Source organism: Marinomonas lutimaris, assembly GCF_019426345.1.
Taxonomy (GTDB): Bacteria; Pseudomonadota; Gammaproteobacteria; order Pseudomonadales; family Marinomonadaceae; genus Marinomonas; species Marinomonas lutimaris.
The window spans coordinates 70,316-95,578 of the sequence record NZ_JAHLLW010000018.1; the positions used below are offsets into that span (position 1 = coordinate 70,316).

Consider the following 25,263-nt stretch of genomic DNA (forward strand, 5'->3'; position numbering starts at 1 on the left):
TTTCGCTTCTTATGTAGGAAAATTACAACGAAACTCAAATTCGGTTGTGCATTTTTCGAATAGTACGAGCAAAAAAATTATTCTTCTTTTGTGTATATCTCTTCTATTCTGTTGTTATGGAGAACAATTAAATAGCAAAACAATTAATAAAAAGAAAAATAAGGAAGCTTACATGTCTCAGTCTTTATACAAATCAAACTTATACAAACCCAGCTTACTTGCCGTAGCTATTAGTAGCTTTGTTGCTTACAGCGGTATCACAAGTGCGGCGAATTCTTCGGCTATTCCACAGTTAAGTGAAGCAAAAAGCTCTGTTCTTGCGACGAGCTGTGAAGGGCTTTCATCTCTTTTAACGGCTAGTAATACAGTAATAAATTCTGTTGAAACTGTGGCGAAAGGGACGTTAAAGTTAGGAAACAGTGATGTTGAGGAGCATTGTTTAGTTAAAGGAAAAATGCATGAGCGTATTGGCGATGTCGACGGTAAGTCTTATGCCATAGGTTTTGAGATGCGCTTACCTAAAAAGTGGAACGGACGTTTTCTTTATCAAGCAAATGGTGGTTTAGATGGCGCAGTGAGAACGGCTGAAGGCGCAATGGGCGGTGGTCCATTAACTGGTGCACTATTACAGGGTTTTGCTGTGATTAGCTCAGATGCTGGTCACGATAAGAGTATTCCGACCTTTGCTTATGACCCACAAGCGAGACTTGATTATGGTTATCAAGCTGTTGCTAAGTTAACGCCAATGGCGAAAACAGTTATTCATCAAGTCTATGGCAAAGGTCCTGATCGTAGTTATTTTGCAGGCTGTTCCAATGGTGGTCGCCATGCGATGGTAGCTGCGACTCGATACGCTAATGACTACGACGGATTTTTAGTTGGTGCACCAGGTTATCGTTTACCGCTTGCGGCAGTGGCAAGTATTGCTGGCGCTCAAGTCTATGCTTCTGTTCCTGATACAGATAAAAAGGACTTGAAAACGGCTTTTACTCTTGCTGAACGAACAACCGTTTCGAAGGCTATATTGGCAAAATGTGATGCTCTTGATGGCGTGAAAGATGACATGATTCAAGATTTTAAGTCTTGTCAGACGGCTTTTAGTATTCAAACCGATGTCGCAACCTGTAAGGCTGAGCGTGACGGTAGCTGCCTTACTCAGCCGCAGAAAAATGCAATAGATAGTATTTTTAAAGGTGTAACTACGAGCAATGGAAAGCGTTTTTATTCCTCTTTTCCTTATGACGCAGGCATAAATAACAGTGATCAGATGATGTGGGAATATTCGGCACCGATTGAGCGAGACTCTGGTGCGGTAGCGATGATTTTTAATACACCACCAGTTGAACTTAAAGATTACAGTATTCGCAATTTCGATGGTGCTGACTTTGTTTGGAAAGCTAATATTGATGATTTAGTGGCAAAAGTGAATGCCGTATCGGGCGTTTATAAAGAGTCTGCTATGTCATTTATGGCGCAGCCTACACCACAAAACATGTCCACCTTACGTGATAACGGAGGAAAAATTATGGTGTACCATGGCGTGTCTGATGCGATTTTTTCTGTGCAGGATACTGAAGCTTGGTATCAAGCGTTAGACGCTGAAAATAACGGTCATGCAAACGATTTTGCTCAGTTTTATCCTGTTCCTGGTATGGGGCATTGTCGTGGCGGTCAAGCCACAGACCAATTTGATATGTTAACACCGTTAGTAGCTTGGGTAGAAAAAGGACAGAAGCCTAAACAGGTAATTGCTACGGCTCGTGGCGAAGGAAATCCTGGTGGTGTAAATGACGAGTTGCCAGCTTCTTGGAGTGCTAATCGTACTCGACCTCTTTGTCCTTATCCTAGTGTGGCAACTTACGATGGCAAAGGCGATGTAGAAAGAGCGCAAAGTTTTGCCTGTAAAGCTCCCCAAAGCATGTAAAGTGTTTTTTATGCATCATGTGATGCATTCTTTTTAGATACAGAAAGGCTTGCTTGTGAAAATAGGCAAGCCTTTCTGTATCTAAAGCCTCTCTTCAATGCGCCATGTACTGTTATTAATGGATGACAATAACATCCCTGATTTTTTCATAGTTTGTAAATCCCTTTCATTTCCTGAAGTATTTTTGCTTTTTTGGTCGTAATTTACTTACAAAACCTAACCAATCGGTTTGTTACAGATGAAGCAAAGGTGTAACGGGAGTATAATCTGCGGCATTTACACTATGTGAGACCTTTGCGCGGCTACTTTGCTCGTCAATACTTAGTAAAAAACAAACTCGAATTACTCATTTATACCCTATTGAGTATGGCTTTTGCGTCCTGCGACGCCATATCACTTACATTCATGTAAGTGTCCGCTTTCTCGTTTATTTTTGCCTCGTTTTGGCTTCGTGCGTGACATTGTGAAAAGGTCTCTTTATGAAATTTAGTGACATCTTTTAGGAGTATATTTATGGCAACACCTTCCCAGCATGATTTGCGTAATGATTTTCGAGCATTATTAGCAAGTGGCAAGTGCTATTACACGGCTTCTACATTTGATCCTATGTCGGCTCGTATCGCTGCAGATCTTGGCTTTGAAGTAGGGATTTTAGGTGGCTCTGTTGCATCTTTACAGGTATTGGCTGCACCAGATTTTGCTTTGATTACTTTAAGTGAGTTTACTGAACAAGCGACTCGAATCGGTCGTGTTGCGCGTTTACCTATTATTGCTGATGCTGATCATGGTTACGGTAACGCATTGAATGTGATGCGTACCATCGTTGAACTTGAGCGTGCTGGTGTTGCAGCGTTAACGATTGAAGATACCTTGCTGCCAGCAAAATATGGCCATAAATCTACTGATTTGATTCCAGTAGAAGAAGCGGTTGGTAAATTAAAAGCGGCTTTAGAAGCGCGTATTGACCCTATTATGAGTATTATTGCTCGTACTAACGCAGGCCAGTTGACGACCGAAGAAACCATTTCACGTGTTAAAGCTTATCAAGCCGTTGGTGTAGATGGTATCTGTATGGTCGGTATTCGTGACTTCGCTCATCTAGAAGAGATTAGCCAGCATATTTCTATTCCGATTATGTTGGTGGCTTATGACAATCCAGAATTACGTGACCGTGAGCGTTTAGCGGCGAACGGTGTGCGTATTGTGGTGAATGGCCACGCAGCGTATTTTGCAGCAATTAAAGCCACATATGATTGTTTGCGCGAGCAGCGTGGTATTGCTGAAGGCACTCTGAACGCTTCTGAGCTGTCTACGCGTTATTCTACTTTGGAAGAAAACCGCGTTTGGGCAAACAAGTATATGGATGTCCAGGAATAATTTAGAAGTGGGTTTCATTATATAGGGCGCTAAGCCTAAGGAGAGTCGTTGGTGCTGCGTACGATGCTAATTTCCGATTATAATCAAGTGATGGCTTTGTGGGGGAACACGGAGTCAATGAGCTTGCGTGGTGTTGATTCTGAAAAAAATATCGCTCTTTATTTAAACAAAAACCCAGGCCTAAGCTTTGTAGTTGAAAAGCAAGGTTTAGTGGTTGGAGCTGTATTGGCAGGTACCGATGGTCGTCGAGGTTATCTGCAACATTTGGCTGTTAACGCTGCCTCCCGCGGAGAAGGGCTTGGGAGACAATTGGTCAAGGCGGTAATTGATGCGCTTGCGGAACAAGGTATCGCCAAAACGCATCTATTTGTTCATGCCGATAATAAGGCTGCTCAAGGCTTTTATGAATCTATGGAGTGGTTTGCAAGAGATGAAGTACGAATGTTTTCATTCAACTCTTCCTCTGAGTTAAACATTTAAATCGTAAGAAGCTATATCTTAGCTTCTTACATTAGGGTAGCGTAAAGGGCCAAGATGATAGGGCCCTTTTGTGTTTTTGTATTTGAACAAATTATTACCCTAGTTGGGCGAGTTGCTCATAAGTATTTCGTAGCCAGACTTTCATGCGTTGGCGCTCGGCAATGTTCATTATGCCTTTATCATTCGCCACAGCCCAAAAACTGCTGTTGTTAAAATCAATCTTTTGAGTCAACTTACTTTGTAGTTTTGGCAGTTCAATGATCAAGGCTTCGCGGCTCACGGCTTTTTTATAGGTGTCAGATTTTTGAAAGCGAGAGAAGTCTGTGCCACGGCCGAGGTTTTGAACAACCACAAAGTCTACAGACGGTTGCTGGTAGCGTTCAAACAGAGCATCCAATAACGCCACGGAATCCGCGCCATCGTCCATAACGTGCCAAAGGCATACTTGGTAGCCCATTTCATCTAGTAAACCAAATACATCGGTTTCTTCTATCCATTTACCCAGTGGTTGAGCTGCTTGAGCTGCTAGGTCAATAATTAAATCACGATCTGGATATTCTTCAATGGCCGCTAACATGCCATCTAAACTGTCTTCTTCACCAATTAAAATAGGAGAAGCGAATTCACTATAGAAACGTGAAAATGTACCGTGCGACGCATCACAGTCAAATCCTAAAAACGGTTGATCGTTATCAATATAGAATTGCGCTAGGACACGAGCAGTCATAGATTTCCCTACGCCACCTTTTTCACCGCCTACAAAATGTACCTTACCCATCTAGATTCCCTCATTGAAGATTAACTTGACCATGTTTTAAAGGCTTACTGAAAGTATTTTTGTATGAAATACATGCTACCAACATTTTTTGAAAAAGCTTGGCGCTTTCATGACAAAGTAACAGAAAAAAGAATAAATGGGTTAGTAGTATAGGGTATTAGGCGGCTTTTCTAGGTACTTAAACAAATAGGTGCTAGTCTGAATAACTGTAAATTACATAATATAAGGATCATTTTATGGAGATCTTAGCTTTTTTGTTTATTGGTGCCTTGGCGGGTTGGTTAGCTGGTCAGTTAGTAAAAGGTGGCGGCTTTGGTTTAATTGGTAATATCGTGATCGGCGTTGTTGGTTCTTTTGTCGGCGGATTTACGTTTCAACTACTTGGTTTGTATTCCGGTAGTTTCTTGGGTTCTCTTGTTACGGCAACTGTGGGGGCTATTATCCTACTTTATGTTGTACGGCTCGCTAAATCCTAGTTTTAGACTTTTTAATAAATCAGCCCGCTCTTAGATGCGGGCTTTTTTATGGGAAATGTTTCCAATATAAAACTTAAATAAGCTCTAACTCTTCCATGATACGTCGAATAGTGGCTTTTGTGCTGTCCTGTAATGGCACCATAGGCAAACGGCATTCTTCAGTACAAAGTCCTAATAATGACATGGCGTATTTTGGCCCAGCTGGGTTTGGTTCAATAAAGAGCGCGTTATGTAGCGCAAATAATTTATCCTGCAATTGTGCAGCTTCTACGTATTTTCCTTCGCGACATAGACGTTGCAATTCCACAACTTGTTTTGGTGCTACGTTTGATGTAACCGAAATACAGCCATTACCACCACCAACGTTATAAGCCACCGTGGTGATATCGTCGCCACTTAAGAAATTGAAAGGTTTGTTAATTAAGGCGCGTTCACGAATAGGGCGCGTCAAGTCGCCAGTTGCATCTTTTACCCCAATTATTCTTGGTAATTCTGCAAGGCGAGCCATTGTCGCTACTTCTAAGCCAACAACAGAGCGAGGTGGGATGTTGTAAAGGATGATAGGTAGTTTGCTGTTGTCGTGTACGTATTTGAAATGTTCGTACAAACCCGTTTGATTTGGACGGTTGTAGTAACCAGCGACATGTAAGGTTGCATCCGCGCCAGCTTGATAAGCGTATTCAGAGTAATTTACCGCTTCAACAGGGTTATTAGAACCAGCACCAGCAAGCACAGGCACGGCCTTATTGGTTTCTTGTACGGTAATTTCGATAACACGTTTGTGCTCGTGTTCGCTTAAGGTTGGGGATTCTCCAGTTGTACCAACAGGAACTAGGCCGTTGATACCTTGATCTATTTGCCAGCGAACGATTTTTCGCAAAGCGTCTTCGTCTAATTGGCCATTACGAAAGGGAGTGATTAGTGCCGTGATTGCGCCGTAGAACATACTTTTGCCTCATTTAGGCCGGTATGCATTCTGCTGAAAAGATAGATAGACCGTCAGCGAGAATGCTGCCGGGGAGTTGTTTAAATCTTAATTCCACACGTCAGCGCCGCAAAGCTTCTTAGCCTTACGTTTATCGCCGTTGCGTTTATTTAAGATATTGTTATTCATAGGGTAATAAAAATTTTCATCAAGTTTTGTATAGTTAGCTTTTCTATGCTGACGTTTTTTCTAAAAAAGGTCAATACGATGGAGGATTTTTATTTAGGAAGATGAAGTAGCGCGATGAGCTAGTTGGTTATGTTTGATTGGTGCGTTTTTGATACCTCTAACGATAATATCTCAGTTTTTGTGATTACGTTTTAGCGTACTTGAAAGCACTCACCCAATAATCAGGCGGCCAATTATTGGGTGAGGGCGAATCAAGGTGTTTATTTTTGAAAAATAAAGCTCTCGGATTCAAGTAGCTTTTGTGTCCAAAGCTCATACGCTTTTGGGTTCAAGTGCAGTCTGTCGCCATCAAACAAGTTTTCTTTTATCTCACCATGTTTGTCGAGCAGGGTAGAGAACAAATCTACGTATTGAGTGTTAGGGCGTGTTTTGGCAAGACGAACCAATTGTTTATTGGTTTGCTCGATAATTTTGCGTACTTTCAATCGTGCAGGGCTGCATTTAATGCTGATTAGAGTGACTGGAATACCGGGTAGATGGCGATCTATTTTTTGTAGTAGCTCAATGTATAGATCAACTACCTTGTTGCTGTCACAATGGTTACCAATATCATTGTCGCCAGCATAAATAACTAATGAGCGTGGTTTGTGTGGCAATATGATACGTTCAAAATAATATACGCAAGCTTCTAATGTTGCTCCGCTAAAGCCTAAATTTATGCCGTCTTTGTCACGGAAATTATGGGCGAAATCATTCCATAAACGTACAGTAGACGAGCCATAAAACGCTACAGGCTGCTCTTTGTATTCTTGATAAGCTAGATGGAATTCTAGCTCTCGCACATCCGATTCGAATTCCACATCGATTTGATTCAAGCTCATTACATTGGAGCGATAGCCGTTTTTACCGCTAAATATAGGGTATTGGCGAATCTCTTTTGATAGCTCAACGGCTTCGTTAACGTAGCCTTTGTAGTCTTCCTGATAAGAAGCTAAGAATCGCGCCAACGCTTTTTTATCTTTGTAATCAACTTTGCTGGATAGTTTAAACGCAGGCTTGATAATGACAGTATAAAGGTTGTGATCCGCGCGTTTATCAAAGTTTGCTACCACAATAGGAACGATCCAAGGCTCTTCGCTTCCCATGGAGCCAGCTAATTCAAAGGCGTGAGGTAGCAAGGCACCTGGAGATTGTTGTGTACTAAAGCTTTGTCCTTCTGGTGAAATCATTAAAGGAAAGTTTTGACGTAGCGTTTCCTGAGACTGCTTGATAAATTCATCATGCTCTGGTGTATCTTTAGTCAGCTCTTCCCAGCTATTGATAAAGATATTGCCAAACTTGCCATAAAAGTCATCGCGCCAGAACTCACTTTCTTTACTGCGTCGTACGACGCGCTGACCAGAAATACCGTATTGCTTGTCGATGATCATGGCGCTAATAAATTGCGCGTCCATAGAAAAGCGGAAACCATTTGGTAAGCGGTTCGTTGGAGAACCCAGTAAATGGTTATAAATGAACAGAGAACCAGCTTTCTTTGGCAGGTTTTCTAGGCCCTTAATGACATAGGGAACTTGCTGAAAAGCCTGTTTAAATAGTTCTGTGCCTAACCGTCTAGCATCCAAAGCTGGTGTATCTTTAGGTAAGCTATTGATTGTGTCATAGACATTTTGCAAGTGACGATAAAAGGCATTTTCACGCTGTAAGTCTTTCAAAATGTCCAGGCACATACCGGAAATAGTGCGCTCTAATACACTGCCAAAGTGTAGGCATTTATAGAGTACGCCGAATGCTTCGTCGGTTGTGATGGCGCTTTTGAGTAATTCACTGACTTTATATAGAGGTGAGCTGACTGGTAAAAGTGCCGCGTTTTGGTCTATTACGTTGCTGACCGCTAATGCTTCATCGTTTGCTATCTGTGAAAGGTAGCGCATTCTAGCAGCTAATAAATGCGCGCCAATCAGCCAAATGAGTCGATATAAGTATTTAACTGAAAATTTAGGACTGTCTTTGAAAATCTCTAGCAAATCATCACGCTTTATAAACAAAACGCTGCTGTCTCTCGATGAAATGATTGAAGTGCGATTCTTCATTTCTTTATTTTGAGTGGCCCAAGCCAGTACGGTTCCTTTGCGAGAAATCGTTCGGGTGGTAATAATGTCCCCTGAGTCAGTTTGGTAGCTGATGACAACTTTCCCCTTGATTAGCAGGTATAAGCCGTCTGCAGGCTGGTCTTGTTGGCTTAATATGTCGCCTTGATGGGCTAATAATATGGACGACTTTTTGGCTAATGTGTGTATTTCAGCTTGCGTAAAGGTCTCACAAAATGGCGCGTAGTTTAGAAGGCTAATGGCATCTTTCAGTGCATGAACTTGCGTTTCAGAATCGATTAATGGACGAGTCTCTTCAAAAGCTAACGACTCATTGGAAAAAAATGGGCGTGTTTGGTTTTGCACATTGGTTAGAACTGGTAAAGACTCTTGGTAAACAAACTGCAGAAATTGACTGGCGAAAAGTAAATTGGCATCGAGAATTTTTTGCAATTCAACAATCGGCCAATAGAGTAATTTAGAAGACTTAGTCGCTGTAAATGTGGTTGCATAACGAGAAGGGTGACGGAAAGCTGACCAACCGATTGGAGAAAGAAAGTTGCTGATTGTGCCGACGTTATAAGACTTGCCAGTATCTTGTAATGGAACCGAAATGGCGACTTCGCCTTCTAAGAGAAAATAGATGTTTTGGCCAATTTCAAATTGTTTAGCCAGAATATCTCCCGCTTTTAGGTTTTTCATGCAGGCTAGATCGGTTAGAGATGACATTAATTCTGCATCAACATCTACCATGAAAGGAAACGTATTTATGTGTTTTGTTATATCCATCTTTTGTACCTCAAATCTGTCTTGCCCTAGTTAGGACGTTTGATCGTCACTGTCTCACCTAAAAGTGCGTAGTCATCGCCACCTAGTCGTGAAAGAGGGTTCAGTTTTTTATTATCGATGAAAATCCGAGACTCTTCTTCGGTTACAAGGTCTTCATCAACGTATAAGTCGAGTATTTCCAAATACACCGCATTGAATGATGCGTTTCCTAATGTATGTATGTCGAACAGTTTGCAGTGAATAGCGACTTTAGCTTCTGCAATTCGCGGTAGTGTCTTGGTGAAGTCAGTTAGCGACAATCCTGCTCTGGGTAGTTCAGATTCACCGTAAGATAAAGTGGCTGCGCTCTCATTCACGGCATTAACTAAATCCCCACTCGGAATATGCAAAACACATTCCTTTTCCCTAATTAGGTTGTGCTTTGTGTCTTTGGCGACATCGGTGGTTTTGTTGCCAATAGAAACCATTAAGAGGGCCGGATCAGATGAGATAGGAGCAAAGTAAGAGAAAGGGGCGAGGTTGAAGCTCTCGTTGTCATTTTTGGTCATGATCCACGCAATAGGGCGCGGTGTAATTGTCTGAGTGATCAGATGATAGCGCTGATTGCCGCTTAGTTGATCAAACTGGAAACGCATAGACTTCCCCGTGGTTATGAAACATTACTTGTTAAATTACTACAAATACCAATCCATTGTGAATCTTTGAGTGGAAACTTATGAAATTTATTGTAAAAAGAGGAATTCGGGATAGATGAAGCGATTATATAGAGCCAACTCAATCCGTTAAGCATTCTAGGAATTAGAAGGCAGAAGGCTCTTAATCTGTAGGTATGTTTTAGATCTTTCGATCAGTAGGCTTCGATGATGGCGTTAAAGGCAATTACGACACGATCTTTATCACCAAAATACGGTAAAGCAGAGTGCTTTAGGTAAGACGGGAAAATGATCACTTGGCCGTCTGTCGGGGTAAAGTCCCAAACGCCATGGCCACCAAGGTAAGCAGTACCTGGATCCGCATAGTGTTCTGCGTTAACTCTTGGATCATAAAAGCGATTTAGGCCACCGTTGCCTTCGATATTGGCATCGCCAGGCTCTAAATAGTAGATTCCGCACCAAGAGCAGTTCGGGTGAGAATGTGCGTCATGGTAGCCGCCTTTTTGCGTGACATGATACCAAGACTCGATAATATGCGCGTCAGCTTCCATGTCTTCTGGCCAAAACGCTTGGTTTACCGATCCTGCAATTTCTAGAATCAACTCTTCTAACGCGCGTTTAGCTTCCATTGCATTTGCATCAGCAAGATCCAAAAAATCCAAAGTGCTTTCGTGCAAAGCGTATTTTGCTTTTGGCGCAATTCGGCTTTCAATTGCTGTGGTTTGAGTCGCTTTTTGTTGATAAACAGCAGCTAAAAGCGCTTCTTTTAGGAAGTCATGATCCGGCATTTGAGTAACAAACAAGGGGGTTGTCCAAACATTAATTTCTTCGATGATTGAGGAGTTTGTCATGTACGTTATGCCTGTAAAAAGGTTTGAGCGAATGGTGTATTTTCGTTATGCGGGAATGTCTAGTTCTGTCACAACAGGTTTGTAGCCGCAAAACATCATCACTAGGTTGCGAAAGCCTGTTTCGCTGTCTGGGCCTTCTAATCCCTTGATGCTTTTATCAATCAAGGCTAAGTAGTTTTGCATGTAAGGCAGGGTGACTTTGTTGTGTCGCGACATAGCGCTTTCATAGAATGGCACGCGTTTGTCCCAAATTTTTTCACTTTGGCAGGCTTGCTTAAAGCTGGAGGATTGCATGCTTTGTAGTAGGTTCGATAAGGTTTGAATTTCGCGATTAAACAGCCAGAGAATGATGCTGGCTTCAACCCCTTCGCCTAACAATTGATGTAAACAGTGCATGGCGTCTTTTGTTTTGCCCATTAATAATCGATCGCTTAAGTCGTAAATAGAGTAACGACTGCTGTCAGCCACGGATTCAGCAACTTTTTCAGCATCAATTTGAACGCCTTGTCCATGTACTAGAGCAAGCTTTTCTAATTCTTGGGAAAGCGCTAAGAGGTTGCCTTCTCCGCGTTCGCAAATCATGCTGGCAGCGTCACGAGTCAGCGATAAATCGAGTGCTTGCGCTCTTTGCTGTACCCATGCCGGTAGGCGATTTGCGTCTATCGGCCAGATTTGCACAAAAACACCTTGTGACTCAAGCTGAGTGAACCACTTAGCTTTTTGGGTTCGAGCATCGATTTTAGGCAAAGTAAGTAGAATGATATTGTCTTCACTAAGCGACTGGCCTAATTGAGCCAGTGCTTTGCTATGCTTCTCGCCCATCTTATCTATTTGAATATCAAACATTCTACGCATAGAAAACAACGACAAACTTTGATTTTCATTAATGACGTCTTGCCAATCAAACTGAGCATCGGCGACGAAACGTAGTCGCTCATCAATATTATGCTGTTGGGCGGCCTTGCGAATGCTGTCTGCCGCTTCTTGGCACAATAAGACTTCGTCACCAGAAATAATATAAATAGGCGCTATGCTTTTTTTTAACTGTGCTGGTAACTGATCAGCTCTGACTTTCATTTTGAGACCTTTGCACTATTACTATGCTCTCCAATACTTTGTTAAAAACAAACTAAAAATGCTCATTTATAACCCCTAAAGGAGGTAGGTGGTGCAATTACAGTGGGGCATAACTTAAGTCATAAACTAATCGATTGGCTAGATCTTCATTCATGCTGTCTTCTTGCGCTTGGTTGTAAGAGATTTTAGCGCTTTCTTCTGCATTTTGATTAGTCAGTGTTTGTGTAGTACTAATGGTTCGAGGACCATAGACAGATTTGCCATCTGCTTGGCGAACAAAATAATGGCTGGTTAAGCGACGTTGTAATTGTGATAGATCATTATCCATGTCACGAGCAAGTTCAATATCAACCTTTGTGATGGGGTTAATTTTTAAGTTGAAAGTGTTTTTGTTTGCATTGGCCTTATCAATAATCACAACGCCAGCTTTGGTAAGTGCGATGCGCAATGATCTATCAAAGCTATCAGAACCACTTTCGGATGTCAGTGTTATCTTTTTAAGCTTTGCAGGCATATTAGCTTGGCCACGTAATTGGAAGCCACAGGCGACAATACTCATGGTCAGTAATGCTAATAAAAGTAGACGAGTTGTTTGTGTAAGAGTGGCTATCATATCCGTGATCTCTGTCTTGTTGTTAAGGAAAAAGGGATGGCTGAGCCATCCCTGATTGTGCCTGGCTTAGTTGGCAACAATGTTGACCAAACGACCTGGAACGACAATAACTTTTCGAACTGTTTTACCTTCAAGGAACTTGGTAACACTTGGATGCGCAAGCGCTTCGGCTTCAATCGTTTTGCTGTCAGCACTGGCGGAAACGGTCAATTCAGCACGCTTCTTGCCAAGAACTTGAACAACAATAGTCAGCTCGTCTTTTATTAACGCATCTTCATCCAATGTCGGCCATGGTGTATTAACGATATTATCGGTATGGCCTAGTTCGCTCCATAATTGGTGAGCAATGTGAGGCACGATTGGAGACAATAACAAGGTTGCTGCTTCTAGCGCTTCTTGTGCTACAGCAAGTCCCAATTCAGACGTATCTTCAAACTTACTGATTTCGTTGCAAAGTTCCATTACGGCCGCAATAGCTGTATTGAAAGTTTGGCGACGCTCGATATCGTCTGATACTTTCTGAATAGTTTCATGTGTCTTGCGGCGTAACGCTTTTTGAGCACCATTCAATTCGGCAATGTTTAGTTCGCCAACTTTACCCGCATTGGTATGACGGTAAGACAAAGCCCATAAACGACGTAGGAAGCGCGAAGCACCATCTACACCGGCGTCGTTCCATTCAAGTGATTGCTCTGGTGGTGCACTGAACATCATGAATAAACGAACAGTATCGGCACCATACTTCTCAATCATTTCTTGAGGGTCAACTGTATTGCCTTTGGACTTAGACATCTTGGTGCCGTCTTTGTTTACCATGCCTTGCGTCAAAAGACGTTTGAATGGTTCATCAGAGTTTACAAGACCTGCATCACGTAATAACTTATGGAAGAAGCGTGAGTATAATAGATGAAGAATCGCGTGCTCTACACCACCAACGTATTGGTCAACAGGAAGCCAGTAGTTGGCTTCTTCTGTCAGCATGGCATCGGTAGAGTCTGGGCAGCAGTAGCGAGCAAAGTACCAAGACGATTCCATGAAGGTATCGAAGGTATCTGTTTCGCGCTCTGCTTCTTCGCCATTAAACATAATGGAAGAGAAGTTCGGATTGTTTTTGATCGGTGAATTAACACCGTCCATGATCACATCTGTTGGCAGTTCAACAGGTAGTTGATCTTGTGGAACAGGAACGACCGAACCGTCTTTTAAGTTGATAGTAGGGATTGGTGTTCCCCAGTAACGCTGGCGGCTAACGCCCCAATCGCGTAGGCGATAGTTTACTTTTACTTCGCCTAGGTTACGTTCTACCATCCAAGCTGCAATAGCATCGAAGGCTTCTTTGAAGGCTAAACCGTCGAATTCGCCAGAATTGCATAGTACGCCTTTTTCAGTGAAAGCGGCTTTTTCTAGATCAATCATTTCGTCGCCAGCAGGCTGAACAACTTGCTTGATTGCTAAGTCGTATTTTTTCGCGAATTCAAAGTCGCGTTGATCGTGAGCTGGAACCGACATAACCGCGCCAGAACCGTAATCCATTAATACGAAGTTGGCGGCGTAAACAGGAACTGCTTCCCCAGTAATTGGGTGAATGGCCTTGAAGCCAGTATCCATGCCTTTTTTCTCAACCGTTGCCATATCCGCTTCAGTTGTCGACATTTTTTTGCTTTCTTCGATAAACGCCGTAAGATCTGCGTTATGCGCAGACGCTTCTAAAGAAAGAGGGTGCTGAGTTGCTACCGCAACATATGTCACACCCATGATAGTATCTGGACGTGTTGTGTAAACAGACAGACGTTCATCTTTGCCTTCGACCGCGAAGCTAAATTCTAGGCCTTCTGAACGACCAATCCAGTTACGTTGCATGGCTTTTACTTTTTCTGGCCAGCCATCTAATTGATCAAGATCGTTTAACAATTCTTCTGCGTAATCTGTGATGCGAATAAACCACTGAGAGATTTCTTTTTTCTCTACATTAGTACCACAACGCCAGCAGCAGCCATCTTCAACTTGCTCATTAGCTAATACTGTTTGGTCTTCAGGACACCAGTTAACGGCAGCGGTTTTTTTGTACGCCAAGCCTTTTTCAACCAATTGCGTGAAGAACCATTGTTCCCATTTGTAGTACTCAGGCGTACAGGTGGCAATCTCACGATCCCAGTCATATCCAAAACCAAGCTCTTTAAGCTGGCTTTTCATGTAAGCGATGTTTTCTGTGGTCCATTTTGCTGGTGCGGTTTTGTGTTTGATAGCCGCGTTTTCAGCAGGAAGACCAAAAGCATCCCAACCCATTGGTTGTAGGACGTTTTTGCCTTGCATGCGCTGGTAGCGCGAAATTACATCACCGATTGTGTAGTTACGAACGTGGCCCATATGCAGGCGGCCGCTTGGGTAAGGGAACATAGAAAGGCAGTAGAACTTCTCTTTGTTGGAATCAGCGACGGCTTTGAAGACTTTATTTTCGTCCCAAAAAGATTGAGCAGCTTGTTCGATTTGCTGCGGATTATATTGCTCTTGCATGATGTATTCTTATCCCGTGATCGACGTAAGGTTGGTAGACCTGTATTCTCTTTAATGAAAAGAGAGCCATTATAGCGACTTAGCGCAAGGTAATGGTGCAATGGCCAGCAGAGTTTGAAAATATCCGTTATTTTATAGAGATGGAGCCCTAATTAGAAGGTGCATAGAGGAGGAGTTATGAAATCTATGAAAAAAGATTCGTCAAAAAGCGCAATCGATTCCAATTTGGTTGAAGAAGCGCGTAAAACATTGATTGGAGCAAAAGATTGGTTCTTAGAAGACGTTGCTCTAATGACGGCTTATTGGCATGACAAAATGGGTTATACCGAAGCTTGGGTCGATGCGAATTGGCAATATGTGCTTGATGAAAGTCATGAGTTGGTCGAAGAGCTTGATGAAAAAGAAGACACAGCTTTGTTATGGCTGATTAATCACGCCAACAATAATCCTGTGCCACTAGAAGAATGCCACGTGGTTGGTGCAGTGGTTGAACCTGGAAGCTATCATTGTATGTCTTGTGGCCATGATAATGTTATTGAGACAAAGCAAGCGTTAGCGCCATGTGAGATCTGTCACTATGGTTTGATGTCTACTCATGATCATCAGACTAATAAAACTGAGTAATTCATTGTTCCTCGTTCCCACGCTCGGTCTCTGTTCCTGACACCTACATCCCTGTAGGTGTCCTGCGTGGTAATGCATAGCATGAGCCTTGGTATTCAGTTCTTAAAATAGAAAGTACTTGCGCCTGTTTCGCAAGCTCAACGCGTCAGCGTGAATCAAATTCCAAGGATCATTTCTTTATTGGTTATCTGTTTTTGCGGTTTAAAACTAAGCCGTTTAAGTAAGCAAATATCACACATACTCCCAACAGTAAAAGCGTTGGCCAATACCCCCACTGTACATATGGCGTGATGCCAGTAAAGGCTTTGGCTTCGGCGGTTAGCGTTGTTCTTTCAAACTGTGGTGCTTGTGCGACCACTTCGCCTTTTTCATTAATAAATGCTGTGATGCCTGTATTGGTGGCGCGAATGACATAGCGACCAGCCTCTTTAGCTCTAAATTGTGCTATTTGCAGATGTTGCCAAGGGCCAAAGGAAGTGCCAAACCAACCGTCGTTACTAATCGTGATGAGAAAGTCACTGTCTCTTACCAAGCGTCTTACTTGGTCTGCATAGACAATTTCATAGCAAATAAATGGCGCGACACCCCATTCGCCAACTTGCAGGACTGGCTGGTTGTCATCACCGCGTTTAAAGCTAGACATAGGCATGCCGAATACATCAAGAATTGGGCCTATATATTCTGAAAACGGAATGTATTCACCAAAAGGAACCAGTCTGCGCTTGTAATAAAGGCCAAAGCCATCTCCTGTTGCCCAGATAGCATTGTAGTAATCTTTGTTGTCTTCGCTGACATCGGGAATGCCGGTGATGAGCGTGGTATTTGTATCTGCCAGCTCTTTGCTGAAGCCTGCAAAATAGGGTTTGATTCTTGGGTATGAATAAGTGATCGCCGTTTCAGGCCAGACAACTAATTCACTGTCTAAATGCTCAATGGTGGTTTGTTGATAATAAGCTAGAGATTTTGCCGCTGTTTCAGCCAGCCATTTTTCGTCTTGTTTAACGTTGCCTTGTACCAAGGTGGTTTTTAGTGTGCCAGTTTGTTGTACCCATGAAATAGGGAAATAGCTTAAATAGGCGGAGCCTAACCAGACAATAATGAGTGTTGAAATTAGCATGAGCTGGTTACTTCGTTTTAATAACACACTAGCTATTACGCTAGAGGTTAATACAACACTGGCACTAGTAAGCCAAATGCCTCCTATGGGTAAAAGCTCAAACAGCCAAGTGTTTTCAATCGCGTAGCCAGGTAATAACCAAGGAAAGCCAGTAAAAAGCGTACTACGGGCGAACTCACCAAGCAATAAACCTAGAGTGATCCATAGGCTTGCGGGTATTTGTGGTATGCGCTGAATAAGTTTCCATGATGTCCATGCTGAAAATGCCCAAAAAACGCATAGCACTGCGACAAAGGCGAACGTAATGAGTGCAGCGATAATGATGCCTACTTGCCCATATTCAGCAATGCTGACATAGACCCAAGAAACGCCCGCACCAAAAAAGCCTAACGCGACAGAAGTTCCACGCCAGCAGGCAGATTTTGCTGTTTTGCTGCTTAAGATAAGTAGGCTGAATACGATTAGGCTAACGAAATAGCCAGGCCAAAAATGAAAAGGTGAAAAACTTGTTACACCTATGGCGCCAGCAATAGCACCCATAAGGCCAATAAGTGCGGGTGGAAGTTTGGAAATTTTCGCCACCAAGAGAGGCTCCCACCCCGTCTTGGTATTGGTTAAGTCGGGGTGAGGCATGGTCATCTTAATCTGGAGTGTTATTGGTTGGTTTAGTGACTTGAATGGTTTTAATACGGCGCCCATCCGATTTCACAATGCGGAAATGGAAGTCGCTAAAGAATAATTCTTCATCGCGCAGGGGGACGTGGCCAAATTGTTGAACCAGTATTCCGCCAATAGTGTCGAACTCTTCTTCGTTGAATTCAACTTTAAAGAACTCATTGAAGTCTTCAACAGGGCATAATGCAGGAACAAGATAAACACCAGGTTCTGTGGTTACCTGAATGCCTTCGTCATCAAGCTTGTCGGTTTCGTCTTCGATTTCACCAACGATCTGCTCGAGTACGTCTTCAATGGTAACCAAGCCAGAAACGCTACCGTATTCATCTAGGACTAATGCCATGTGATATCGCTTGGTGCGAAAGTCATTAAGAAGGACGTTTAAACGCTTGCTTTCTGGAATGAAGTTAGCTGGGCGTAAGCGCGCTAGAATATCTTCTATCGTTACAACGGTTTCTTTGAATAATAAAGGCAACAAATCTTTGGCAAGTAGCACACCGAGAATTTCATCGGAGTCTTCGCCAACGACAGGGAATCGTGAGTGAGAAGAATCTATTATTTTACGGATTGACGTTTTAGGGTCATCTTCGGACTTAATAACCACCATTTGAGAGGGTGGAATCATAATGTCACGCGCTTGAACTTCAGAAACTTCTAGTGCGCCTTCAACAATAGTGAAAGCGTCACGATCAATAACATCGGATTTCACTGCGGCTTCTAGAAGTTTAACAATGTCACCACGGCTGCGTGGTTCATCGTTGAATGCTTGGGTTAAACGTTCAAACCAAGATTTTTGTTGATCGTTGGATAAACTCGATCGGTCATCACTCATTGGGGTGTTAGCTCACTCTTTAATCAAATAAGGGTCGGAAATAGATAGAGAAGCAAGTAGCTCCGTTTCTATCGATTCCATTTCATCTGCTTCTTCATCATTTATATGATCATAGCCGCGTAAATGCAAGATGCCATGAATAGTCATATGGGCCCAATGATGAAGTAATTCTTTATTTTGCTCTTCCGCTTCTTTACTCACAATTTGAGCACAGATGACCAAATCGCCCAATAATGGCAGTTCTAACCCGGGAGGTGCCTCGAATGGGAAAGATAGGACGTTGGTAGGTTTGTCTTTACCGCGATACTCGTGATTAAGTGCATGGCTTTCTTCTTCGTCGACGATGCGAATGGTAACTTCAAACTCTTCATCTACGTCTGGAAGGGCTTTTTCGACCCAAAGTCTAAAATCCGCTTCGCTTGGCAAATTTGCTGTTTCTTCGGTTGCGATTTGTAGATCAAGCTCTAAATACGCCATTATTTACTACCTGCAGACTGTTCTGCTTGTGCGGTTAGGCGAGCTTCTGTGCGCGCTTTCTTTTCCGCTTCTACTTCAACATCAAACTTGTCATAGGCTTCAACAATGCGCTGAACCAATGGATGACGGACAACGTCAGAAGAACTAAATAAAGTCATGCTGATGCCGCTTACATCTTTCAAAACGTGCATAGCTTGCGCCAAACCAGATGTCGTACCACGAGGTAAATCGACCTGAGTGGTATCGCCAGTAATTACCGCGGTTGAGCCAAAACCAATACGCGTCAAGAACATTTTCATTTGTTCGCGTGTGGTGTTCTGGCTTTCATCAAGAATGATGAAGGCATTATTCAAAGTACGGCCACGCATGAAAGCAAGTGGCGCTATTTCGATAACATTTTTTTCAATCAACTTATCAACCAGCTCGAAACCAAGCATTTCGTACAAAGCATCATAAAGAGGGCGCAAGTACGGATCGATTTTTTGTGATAAATCACCTGGCAAAAAGCCTAGTTTTTCACCAGCTTCTACCGCTGGACGAACCAACATAATACGTTCAACACGATCAGCTTCTAGCGCTTCAACTGCACAGGCCACGGCCAAGTAAGTTTTGCCGGTACCCGCTGGCCCGATGCCAAAGTTAATGTCGTGTTTACGAATCTGTTTGACGTAACCTTGTTGGTTTTTGCCTTTTGGCTTGATGAAGGCTTTGCGAGTTTTAATCACTAGCTGGTCAGCTTTCTCTCTTTTGCTGCTAGTCAGCGATTCTATTGCCGACTCTTGCAGATAAAGATGAATCATTTCAGGTGTGATTTCAGTATTCACCAATGCTTCACGGTAGAGGTTTTCTAGCAGTGTTTTTGTCGCAGCTACGTGCTCAGAATCTTCACCGGAAATATCGAATAGCTCGCCACGGTACTTAATAGAAACATCAAGTCTCTTTTCTATTAACTTGATGTTCTCGTCGAGTTGACCGCATAGTCCAACCAAAGCATCGGCTTCGGCTGGGACTAAACGGATTTGTTGAGTTGTCTGTGTGATTTCCAAGATTTACCTTTGATTATTATTGCAGTACAAAGTCAGAGTCGAGTTCAGAGCCTACTAACTCTCCCAGCAGGGAGTTAGGGTAAGCATCGGTGATAACAACATCTGCGAATTTACCAATAAGTTGTGGATCGAACGCGCGGAAATTTACAATCCGATTATTTTCTGTTCGACCTTGAAGTTGTCCAGGATCTCGAGGTGAATAACCGCTTATCAAAATACGTTGCACTTCGCCAACCATGGACAAGCTAATGTCGTAGGCTTGTTGGCTGATACGACGTTGTAAAATGGCTAGGCGCTCTTTTTTCACTTCTTCTGGAGTGTCATCTTCTAGATTAGACGCTGGCGTACCTGGTCGTTGACTGTATACAAAACTGAACGAGTGATCAAAGCCGATTTCCTGAATTAGATTCATGGTATCAACAAAGTCGTCATCCGTTTCGCCTGGGAAGCCAATGATAAAGTCAGAAGACAAGCTAATTCCTGGGCGCGCTTCTTTAATACGATTGATCTTATCAATGTAATATTGGCGGTCATGACCGCGTTTCATTGCGCTCAAAATGTTATCTGCGCCGCTTTGTACTGGTAGATGTAAATGGCTAACCAGTTTGGGTTGTGTGCGGAACGCTTCCACCAAACTGTCGCTGAATTCCACAGGATGTGATGTAGTGAAACGAATCCGCTCAACACCATCGATTTGTGCAACTGCATGAATGATGTCTGCAAGATCTGCTTCGTCGCCTTCAGCGGTATCGCCTCGGTAAGCGTTAACGTTTTGACCCAATAAATGGATCTCACGCACGCCTTGCTCAGCAAGCTGTGCAACTTCTTTCAAAATGCTATCAAACGGACGGCTTACTTCTTCGCCGCGAGTGTAAGGCACAACACAGAAAGTACAGTATTTACTGCAGCCTTCCATGATAGAAACAAAGGCTTCAGCACCGTCAACGCGAGGAGCTGGCAAGTGATCAAATTTCTCGATCTCAGGGAAGGTAACGTCAGTGATAGGAATGTGTTTTCCGGCTGCGTTCACCATCTCTGGTAATTTATGCAGAGTTTGAGGCCCAAAAATCATATCTACATGTTTAGCACGTTTACGAATAGCGTCGCCCTCTTGGCTTGCTACGCAACCGCCCACACCGATAACTAGGTTAGGATTTTTCTGCTTAAGCTTTTTCCAGCGACCTAGTTGGTGATAGACCTTATCTTGCGCTTTTTCACGAATAGAACACGTGTTAAGCAGTAGAACGTCTGCTTCTTCTGCATTGTCTGTGAGTTCCATTTCATGACTTTCGCCAAGTAAATCTGCCATACGAGATGAATCGTATTCGTTCATTTGACAGCCATGAGTCTGGATAAAAAGTTTTTTTGCCATGTAACGTATTAACCTAAAAATGTGTTCGTCTAATCGACTTTGGCGCTATTATATTGGGCTTTGCTTCCGAATCCCAGAGGTGTTCTGAATTCCGTGTAATTTAACGTAAAAAAGTAAGTTGAAATAGTCGTGTTTTCTTACTGGAGCTTTTGCAAAACATCAGTCACAATAATTGCACAATTTGTTTTACGAGCGTCTTTTTATTGAGAGAGTGTTTTGACCGTATTAGCCCGTATTTTGGTTTCATGTCTTGTTGTTAGTAGTGCTGCCCACGCAGAGAGAGAGCCACCCAACTTTGCTTTTGGTTTAGGTTATGGGCTTTTGGATGAAAAGTCTTTGATGAATATCGACTTTAAAGTGAATATTCCAATTAACGATTATTTATCCACTCAAGTACTGTTAAACAGTAATTATTTGATCACTGGTTCATCAAAAAGTAGCTTTGCACAATCTGAGTTTTCTTCTAATTGGTTTCTTCACAATGATTATGGTCGTTTGGGATTGGGAATTGGTGTCTCTGAACTAGAGCCAATGGATGAAGAGTTAGAAAGTGAACGAGATGTGATTGGGCAGTTTATCGGAGAGGCATTTTTAGGATCTTTCTCGTTGACGACGAACTATATTTCGACCGATACCACTTTGAGTAACGTAACAAGCTCACGTATTGGTGTGGGTTATTACTTCAACGATGATTTACGAACTTCTTTATATCGTGAAAAATACAATGTTGATGAAGTTGGCTGGCGTCTTGAAACCTATTTCCAACCGAAAAAATATCGTCAAATGGGCAGTGTTGGTGTGATTGCAAGAACAGGGAGTGACTACGATTATTTAGGTGCGGTTGTTCAGTATTACTTTGATTACAGAGTATCTCTTAAACAGCGGGATCGAGAGTTTCATTAAAACAGCAACTTAGTATTAACGCTTTCCAAATAGTTAAGACCTTTTCACGAAGTCGCGAGAGCATAGTCGTGCAAAGGTCTTCATTTATTTTTTTAATACAATCGTAATGTATTCCCATTCGCTTTGCGTGATCGGCATCACAGACAGACGACTACCTTTTTGTGTTAGTAGCATATCAGTCAGCTCAGGGTTTTGCTTTAGTTCCGCAAGCGTCAGGATAGACGGCCATTTTTCAACAAATTCCACGTCAACCATAAACCAACGCGGATTATCCGATGTTGATTTTGCATCAAAGTACGGGCTGTTTTTGTCCCAGCTGGTATGATCAGGATAGGCGGCTTTACAGACTTTAGCCGTGCCTACTATGCCTGCTGGAGAGCAACTGGAATGATAAAAAAATATCAAATCACCTTCACTCATTTCTTTCATAAAATTTCGGGCTTGGTAATTTCTGACGCCATCCCAAGGCGATTTTCTTAGGCGTTTTAAATCATCGATGGAAAACGCGTCCGGTTCAGACTTCATAAGCCAGTAGTTTGGCATGGATACCTCGTTTGCATAATGAAACACACTCTATGTGCACGCTTACAAATATTCTAACTACAATAGTAAACGTGGTATGAGATTACCGAATGACTTGATCAGCCTCAATGCTTTTAGGCTGTTAGCTCCTTGTGATGGAAGAGAAAAATGAGCCACTTTGCTTGTAAAGCGTTTTCAGCGTTGGAAAAAGAGCTCAAGGATGACTTGCTAGAATGCTATGTTGAGGCGCAACAAGAAATTGAAGAAAGTATTAATAGCATCGAAAGTGATGGTTTTTCCTTTGATAAATTAGACAAACTTTTCCGTTCGCTACACAGTATGAAAGGAAACTGCTCTGTTTGTTTTCTTGATCCTTTAGTTGGCGTGCTTCATAAGCTAGAAGAAATCGTTGATGGTATGCGTGGCGGGTATATTCAATATCACCCTTATTTGGGTGAACTGATCATTGTTGTTATTGAAAAAGTCTACGAGCTGCTACAGCAAATTTATCAATCCCATGTGGCTGAAATCGCAGTACGTGATCAATTACAGCGTGGCTTGGATGAAATTTATGCCGAAGAAGATGATAGTAAACGACCTGATATGGCAGCGGTTTTGCTGCGACAATGTAATCAAACGGCAGAAGAAGTAAAAGAAGAGCCCGCAGCGACGTCGCTAATTGTTAAAGTTGAATATACCGATGAGCAAAAAAATGACATTGAATTGTTTATTGGTTTTAGTCAAAAATTAAATCGATTACTGGGTTATTCATCAGAACGCAGCGAGCGTATTCTTAAACTTTGCCAGTTGATTAACACTGAATGTAAAAGTCCTGTCGATCCAGCTCAACTTAGTGCTGCGGCCTATATGCACAATATGGGCATGGCGCTGATTCTAAATTGCAAAGAGGATGAAGATGCAAAACGCCAGGCGGAACACAACCACCCAATGGTCGGTGCAAAACTGCTCTCAAAACATGAGGGTTGGGAAGATGCTGTTGCTATGGTGCAAGCTCATAAAGAGCGCTTTGATGGTACGGGGTTTCCTGAAGGTTTGGTTGGCTCTTTGATCCCGCAAGGAGCTTTTATTTTATCCATGGCTGTGATGTTTATCGACAGTGTCTGGGGGAAATCCGGTAGCGATTACAACAAAAGCGCTATGAGAGCCGTGCAAATGGTGAACTTTGAAAGTGGCAAAGGCTTCCCGCCACATCTTATTGAATTCTTTAACAGCGCGATACGAAAAGTCCTCGTTGCTAAAAGTAAATAACAGATATCGAATAGTAAAAGAAAGTAGCGCAACCTAAGCGACCCTTGTTAGCATGAAGCTCTTTCTAAAGGGTTAAGTTATCTGTTTTATGAATGCCGACTTGTTACCGCTCGTTTTCCACCCTCATTACAGTATTCCATTTCCTGCAGGGCATCGTTTTCCCATGCGAAAATTTGGCTTATTGGCCGAATCTTTAAGAGAGCAGGGGGTTCTGACCGATCAAAACGTACATACGCCAGCGCCATTATCACTTAAAGTGCTCATGGCAGCGCATCATAAAGAATACGTACAACGCTTTATTCGTGGTGCGCTGAGCAAACAAGAAGAAAAAGAAATCGGCTTGCCTTGGTCTGAATGGCTAGTTGAACGAACACTTCGTGCTGTCTCTGGCACCATACTCACCAGCGAACTCGCATTTCAACACGGTTTAGCTTGTCATCTTGCTGGTGGTACTCATCATGCTCATCCTTCTTACGGTTCTGGATTCTGCATCTTCAACGATCTTGCCGTCGCCGCACTTGCCATGATCGAGTCGGGCAGGGTGAAGAAAATTCTCATCCTAGATTGCGACGTACACCAAGGTGACGGCACCATTGTCTTCTTTAAAGATAGAACCGACATCGTTCCCGTCTCATGGCATTGCGAAGAAAACTATCCGCAAATAAAACAAACTGCCGGCATCAACATCGCCATCCCCAAAGGCGCAAACGACCAAGAATACTTATCTATTTTACAAAATACCTTGCCTGCGATACTCGCCGAACACCGACCAGACTTTATCTTCTACGACGCGGGTGTCGACGTCCACCAAGATGACCGACTTGGCTACGTCAATCTAACCGACCAAGGCATTTTAGAACGGGATAAATACGTCATCGAAACTTGTGTTGCCCTCAAACTGCCCACCGCCTGCGTCATCGGTGGAGGCTATGACAGACAAGAAGAAAAAGTCGCATGGCGACATAGTTTGCTTCATCAAGCAGCGAATCAAGTTTGGCAGGAATATTTTTTGTAGGTTTTTAAGTGATTGGAGGCTTTTTATCAAGGGCTTGATGCCTTACGGTCAATCGATTTGAGCATTTAGACGGTAATCTTCAAGACTGGTGTTCTATTCGAGTAGAACATGAATTCTGTGTCGGGATAAATCCCGACCTACAAAATGAAAGCTTCGCTTTCAGCGTCGGATTACAGTCGTGCCTCCTTCATCCGACCTACGCTCTTTGGTGGCTTCCCGGAGAAGTTAGTTCGACGCGACGAAGTTGCGCGACTTTATGGAGTTTCAGAGTCATTCCAAAATATCCTTTCGCACATCAACAAAACCAATCTATGCTTCTCATCTGGCTTACGGTATCGGATTTAACTGTTGGTAAGTCTATGCTCAATGCTTTTNCCAAAATATCCTTTCGCACATCAACAAAACCAATCTATGCTTCTCATCTGGCTTACGGTATCGGATTTAACTGTTGGTAAGTCTATGCTCAATGCTTTTGGGATTCTGGCGATTATCCAATACGGCTAAAATCAAGACTTGATCGTCTATAACTTGGTAGTAGATTGAAAAAGGAAAGCTGCGGGCAAGAACTCGGAATCTGCCATTAATGTTAGGATGAATACCTGCGAAAAATCGCAACCTTTCAATATCTAACATCAAACTGTAGTGGTCTAATAAAACCGGACACTATTTTAGGTGGTA

The 25,263-nt window shown here is 42.7% G+C and carries 22 protein-coding genes; 8 read left to right on the plus strand and 14 right to left on the minus strand.

Annotated features, from left to right (window positions below; all coding sequences use genetic code 11):
* Positions 1-172 precede the first annotated feature (172 nt).
* From KPL72_RS17065 to KPL72_RS17075, 3 genes are all read left to right on the plus strand, one after another.
* Entirely contained in the window at positions 173-1,924 is a 1,752-nt protein-coding gene (locus KPL72_RS17065) for a tannase/feruloyl esterase family alpha/beta hydrolase (RefSeq protein WP_219703836.1), read from the plus strand.
* 513 nt (positions 1,925-2,437) lie between these two features.
* Positions 2,438-3,301 (plus strand): isocitrate lyase/PEP mutase family protein, encoded by an 864-nt coding sequence (locus KPL72_RS17070; RefSeq protein WP_110573191.1) that lies wholly within the window; start codon positions 2,438-2,440, stop codon positions 3,299-3,301.
* Positions 3,302-3,352: 51 nt separating this feature from the next.
* Entirely contained in the window at positions 3,353-3,781 is a 429-nt protein-coding gene (locus tag KPL72_RS17075; protein ID WP_346729529.1) for a GNAT family N-acetyltransferase, read from the plus strand.
* Positions 3,782-3,875: 94 nt separating this feature from the next.
* Here the strand turns inward: KPL72_RS17075 and KPL72_RS17080 are convergent, their stop codons facing one another.
* Complete coding sequence (locus tag KPL72_RS17080; RefSeq protein WP_219703837.1) at positions 3,876-4,559, minus strand: P-loop NTPase family protein; 684 nt, start codon at positions 4,557-4,559, stop codon at positions 3,876-3,878.
* A gap of 236 nt (positions 4,560-4,795) precedes the next feature.
* Between KPL72_RS17080 and KPL72_RS17085 the strand changes: the two genes are divergently transcribed.
* Positions 4,796-5,035, plus strand: coding sequence for a GlsB/YeaQ/YmgE family stress response membrane protein (locus tag KPL72_RS17085; protein WP_012070611.1), 240 nt, complete (start codon positions 4,796-4,798; stop codon positions 5,033-5,035).
* A 73-nt stretch (positions 5,036-5,108) separates the two neighbouring features.
* Here KPL72_RS17085 and dapA read toward each other — a convergent pair whose 3' ends face one another.
* The 7 genes from dapA to leuS all read right to left on the minus strand — a co-directional run bounded on the left by dapA (position 5,109) and on the right by leuS (position 14,733).
* A complete protein-coding gene (gene dapA, locus KPL72_RS17090) occupies positions 5,109-5,981 on the minus strand; it encodes a 4-hydroxy-tetrahydrodipicolinate synthase (protein ID WP_212915833.1) in 873 nt (290 codons plus the stop codon).
* A gap of 428 nt (positions 5,982-6,409) precedes the next feature.
* Positions 6,410-9,025 carry a cyclic nucleotide-binding domain-containing protein gene (locus tag KPL72_RS17095; protein WP_219703838.1) on the minus strand — a complete coding sequence of 872 codons (2,616 nt, stop codon included), beginning with the start codon at positions 9,023-9,025 and terminating at the stop codon, positions 6,410-6,412.
* A gap of 26 nt (positions 9,026-9,051) precedes the next feature.
* Complete coding sequence (locus KPL72_RS17100) at positions 9,052-9,660, minus strand: flavin reductase family protein (protein WP_219703839.1); 609 nt, start codon at positions 9,658-9,660, stop codon at positions 9,052-9,054.
* A 212-nt stretch (positions 9,661-9,872) separates the two neighbouring features.
* Positions 9,873-10,529 carry a putative 2OG-Fe(II) oxygenase gene (locus tag KPL72_RS17105; protein ID WP_219703840.1) on the minus strand — a complete coding sequence of 219 codons (657 nt, stop codon included), beginning with the start codon at positions 10,527-10,529 and terminating at the stop codon, positions 9,873-9,875.
* A 45-nt stretch (positions 10,530-10,574) separates the two neighbouring features.
* The gene (gene holA, locus KPL72_RS17110) at positions 10,575-11,606 is read right to left on the minus strand and encodes a DNA polymerase III subunit delta (protein ID WP_219703841.1); all 1,032 of its coding nucleotides are present in this window, start codon (positions 11,604-11,606) and stop codon (positions 10,575-10,577) included.
* Between the two features lie 97 nt (positions 11,607-11,703).
* Complete coding sequence (locus KPL72_RS17115) at positions 11,704-12,219, minus strand: LPS-assembly lipoprotein LptE (protein ID WP_212915828.1); 516 nt, start codon at positions 12,217-12,219, stop codon at positions 11,704-11,706.
* A 66-nt stretch (positions 12,220-12,285) separates the two neighbouring features.
* Positions 12,286-14,733 carry a leucine--tRNA ligase gene (gene leuS, locus KPL72_RS17120; RefSeq protein ID WP_219703842.1) on the minus strand — a complete coding sequence of 816 codons (2,448 nt, stop codon included), beginning with the start codon at positions 14,731-14,733 and terminating at the stop codon, positions 12,286-12,288.
* A 177-nt stretch (positions 14,734-14,910) separates the two neighbouring features.
* Here leuS and KPL72_RS17125 point away from each other — a divergent pair, with 177 nt between their 5' ends.
* A complete protein-coding gene (locus KPL72_RS17125; RefSeq protein WP_219703843.1) occupies positions 14,911-15,357 on the plus strand; it encodes a hypothetical protein in 447 nt (148 codons plus the stop codon).
* A 184-nt stretch (positions 15,358-15,541) separates the two neighbouring features.
* Here the strand turns inward: KPL72_RS17125 and lnt are convergent, their stop codons facing one another.
* From lnt to miaB, 5 genes are read right to left on the minus strand one after another with little or no spacing between them, the layout of a single operon-like run.
* Positions 15,542-17,107 carry an apolipoprotein N-acyltransferase gene (lnt, locus tag KPL72_RS17130; RefSeq protein ID WP_249422314.1) on the minus strand — a complete coding sequence of 522 codons (1,566 nt, stop codon included), beginning with the start codon at positions 17,105-17,107 and terminating at the stop codon, positions 15,542-15,544.
* A 7-nt stretch (positions 17,108-17,114) separates the two neighbouring features.
* On the minus strand, positions 17,115-17,981 hold the full coding sequence (locus KPL72_RS17135) for a CorC family transporter (protein ID WP_212915825.1): 867 nt from the start codon (positions 17,979-17,981) through the stop codon (positions 17,115-17,117).
* Between the two features lie 12 nt (positions 17,982-17,993).
* Positions 17,994-18,458, minus strand: a complete 465-nt coding sequence (gene ybeY, locus KPL72_RS17140; protein ID WP_212915824.1) for an rRNA maturation RNase YbeY — start codon at positions 18,456-18,458, stop codon at positions 17,994-17,996.
* Positions 18,458-19,504 carry a PhoH family protein gene (locus tag KPL72_RS17145; RefSeq protein WP_212915823.1) on the minus strand — a complete coding sequence of 349 codons (1,047 nt, stop codon included), beginning with the start codon at positions 19,502-19,504 and terminating at the stop codon, positions 18,458-18,460. The genes ybeY and KPL72_RS17145 overlap by 1 nt, the downstream gene beginning before the upstream one ends.
* A 16-nt stretch (positions 19,505-19,520) precedes the next feature.
* Entirely contained in the window at positions 19,521-20,876 is a 1,356-nt protein-coding gene (gene miaB, locus KPL72_RS17150) for a tRNA (N6-isopentenyl adenosine(37)-C2)-methylthiotransferase MiaB (protein WP_219703844.1), read from the minus strand.
* Between the two features lie 216 nt (positions 20,877-21,092).
* Here miaB and KPL72_RS17155 point away from each other — a divergent pair, with 216 nt between their 5' ends.
* Entirely contained in the window at positions 21,093-21,779 is a 687-nt protein-coding gene (locus KPL72_RS17155) for a hypothetical protein (protein ID WP_219703845.1), read from the plus strand.
* A gap of 84 nt (positions 21,780-21,863) precedes the next feature.
* On the opposite strand, the gene KPL72_RS17160 is transcribed toward KPL72_RS17155, so the two are convergent.
* Positions 21,864-22,322: an EVE domain-containing protein gene (locus tag KPL72_RS17160; RefSeq protein ID WP_212915820.1), complete on the minus strand. Its 459-nt coding sequence runs from the start codon at positions 22,320-22,322 to the stop codon at positions 21,864-21,866.
* 147 nt (positions 22,323-22,469) lie between these two features.
* Between KPL72_RS17160 and KPL72_RS17165 the strand changes: the two genes are divergently transcribed.
* Positions 22,470-23,570 (plus strand): HD domain-containing phosphohydrolase, encoded by a 1,101-nt coding sequence (locus KPL72_RS17165; protein WP_212915819.1) that lies wholly within the window; start codon positions 22,470-22,472, stop codon positions 23,568-23,570.
* Between the two features lie 88 nt (positions 23,571-23,658).
* Positions 23,659-24,585: a histone deacetylase family protein gene (locus KPL72_RS17170; protein ID WP_219703846.1), complete on the plus strand. Its 927-nt coding sequence runs from the start codon at positions 23,659-23,661 to the stop codon at positions 24,583-24,585.
* Positions 24,586-25,263: the final 678 nt, after the last annotated feature.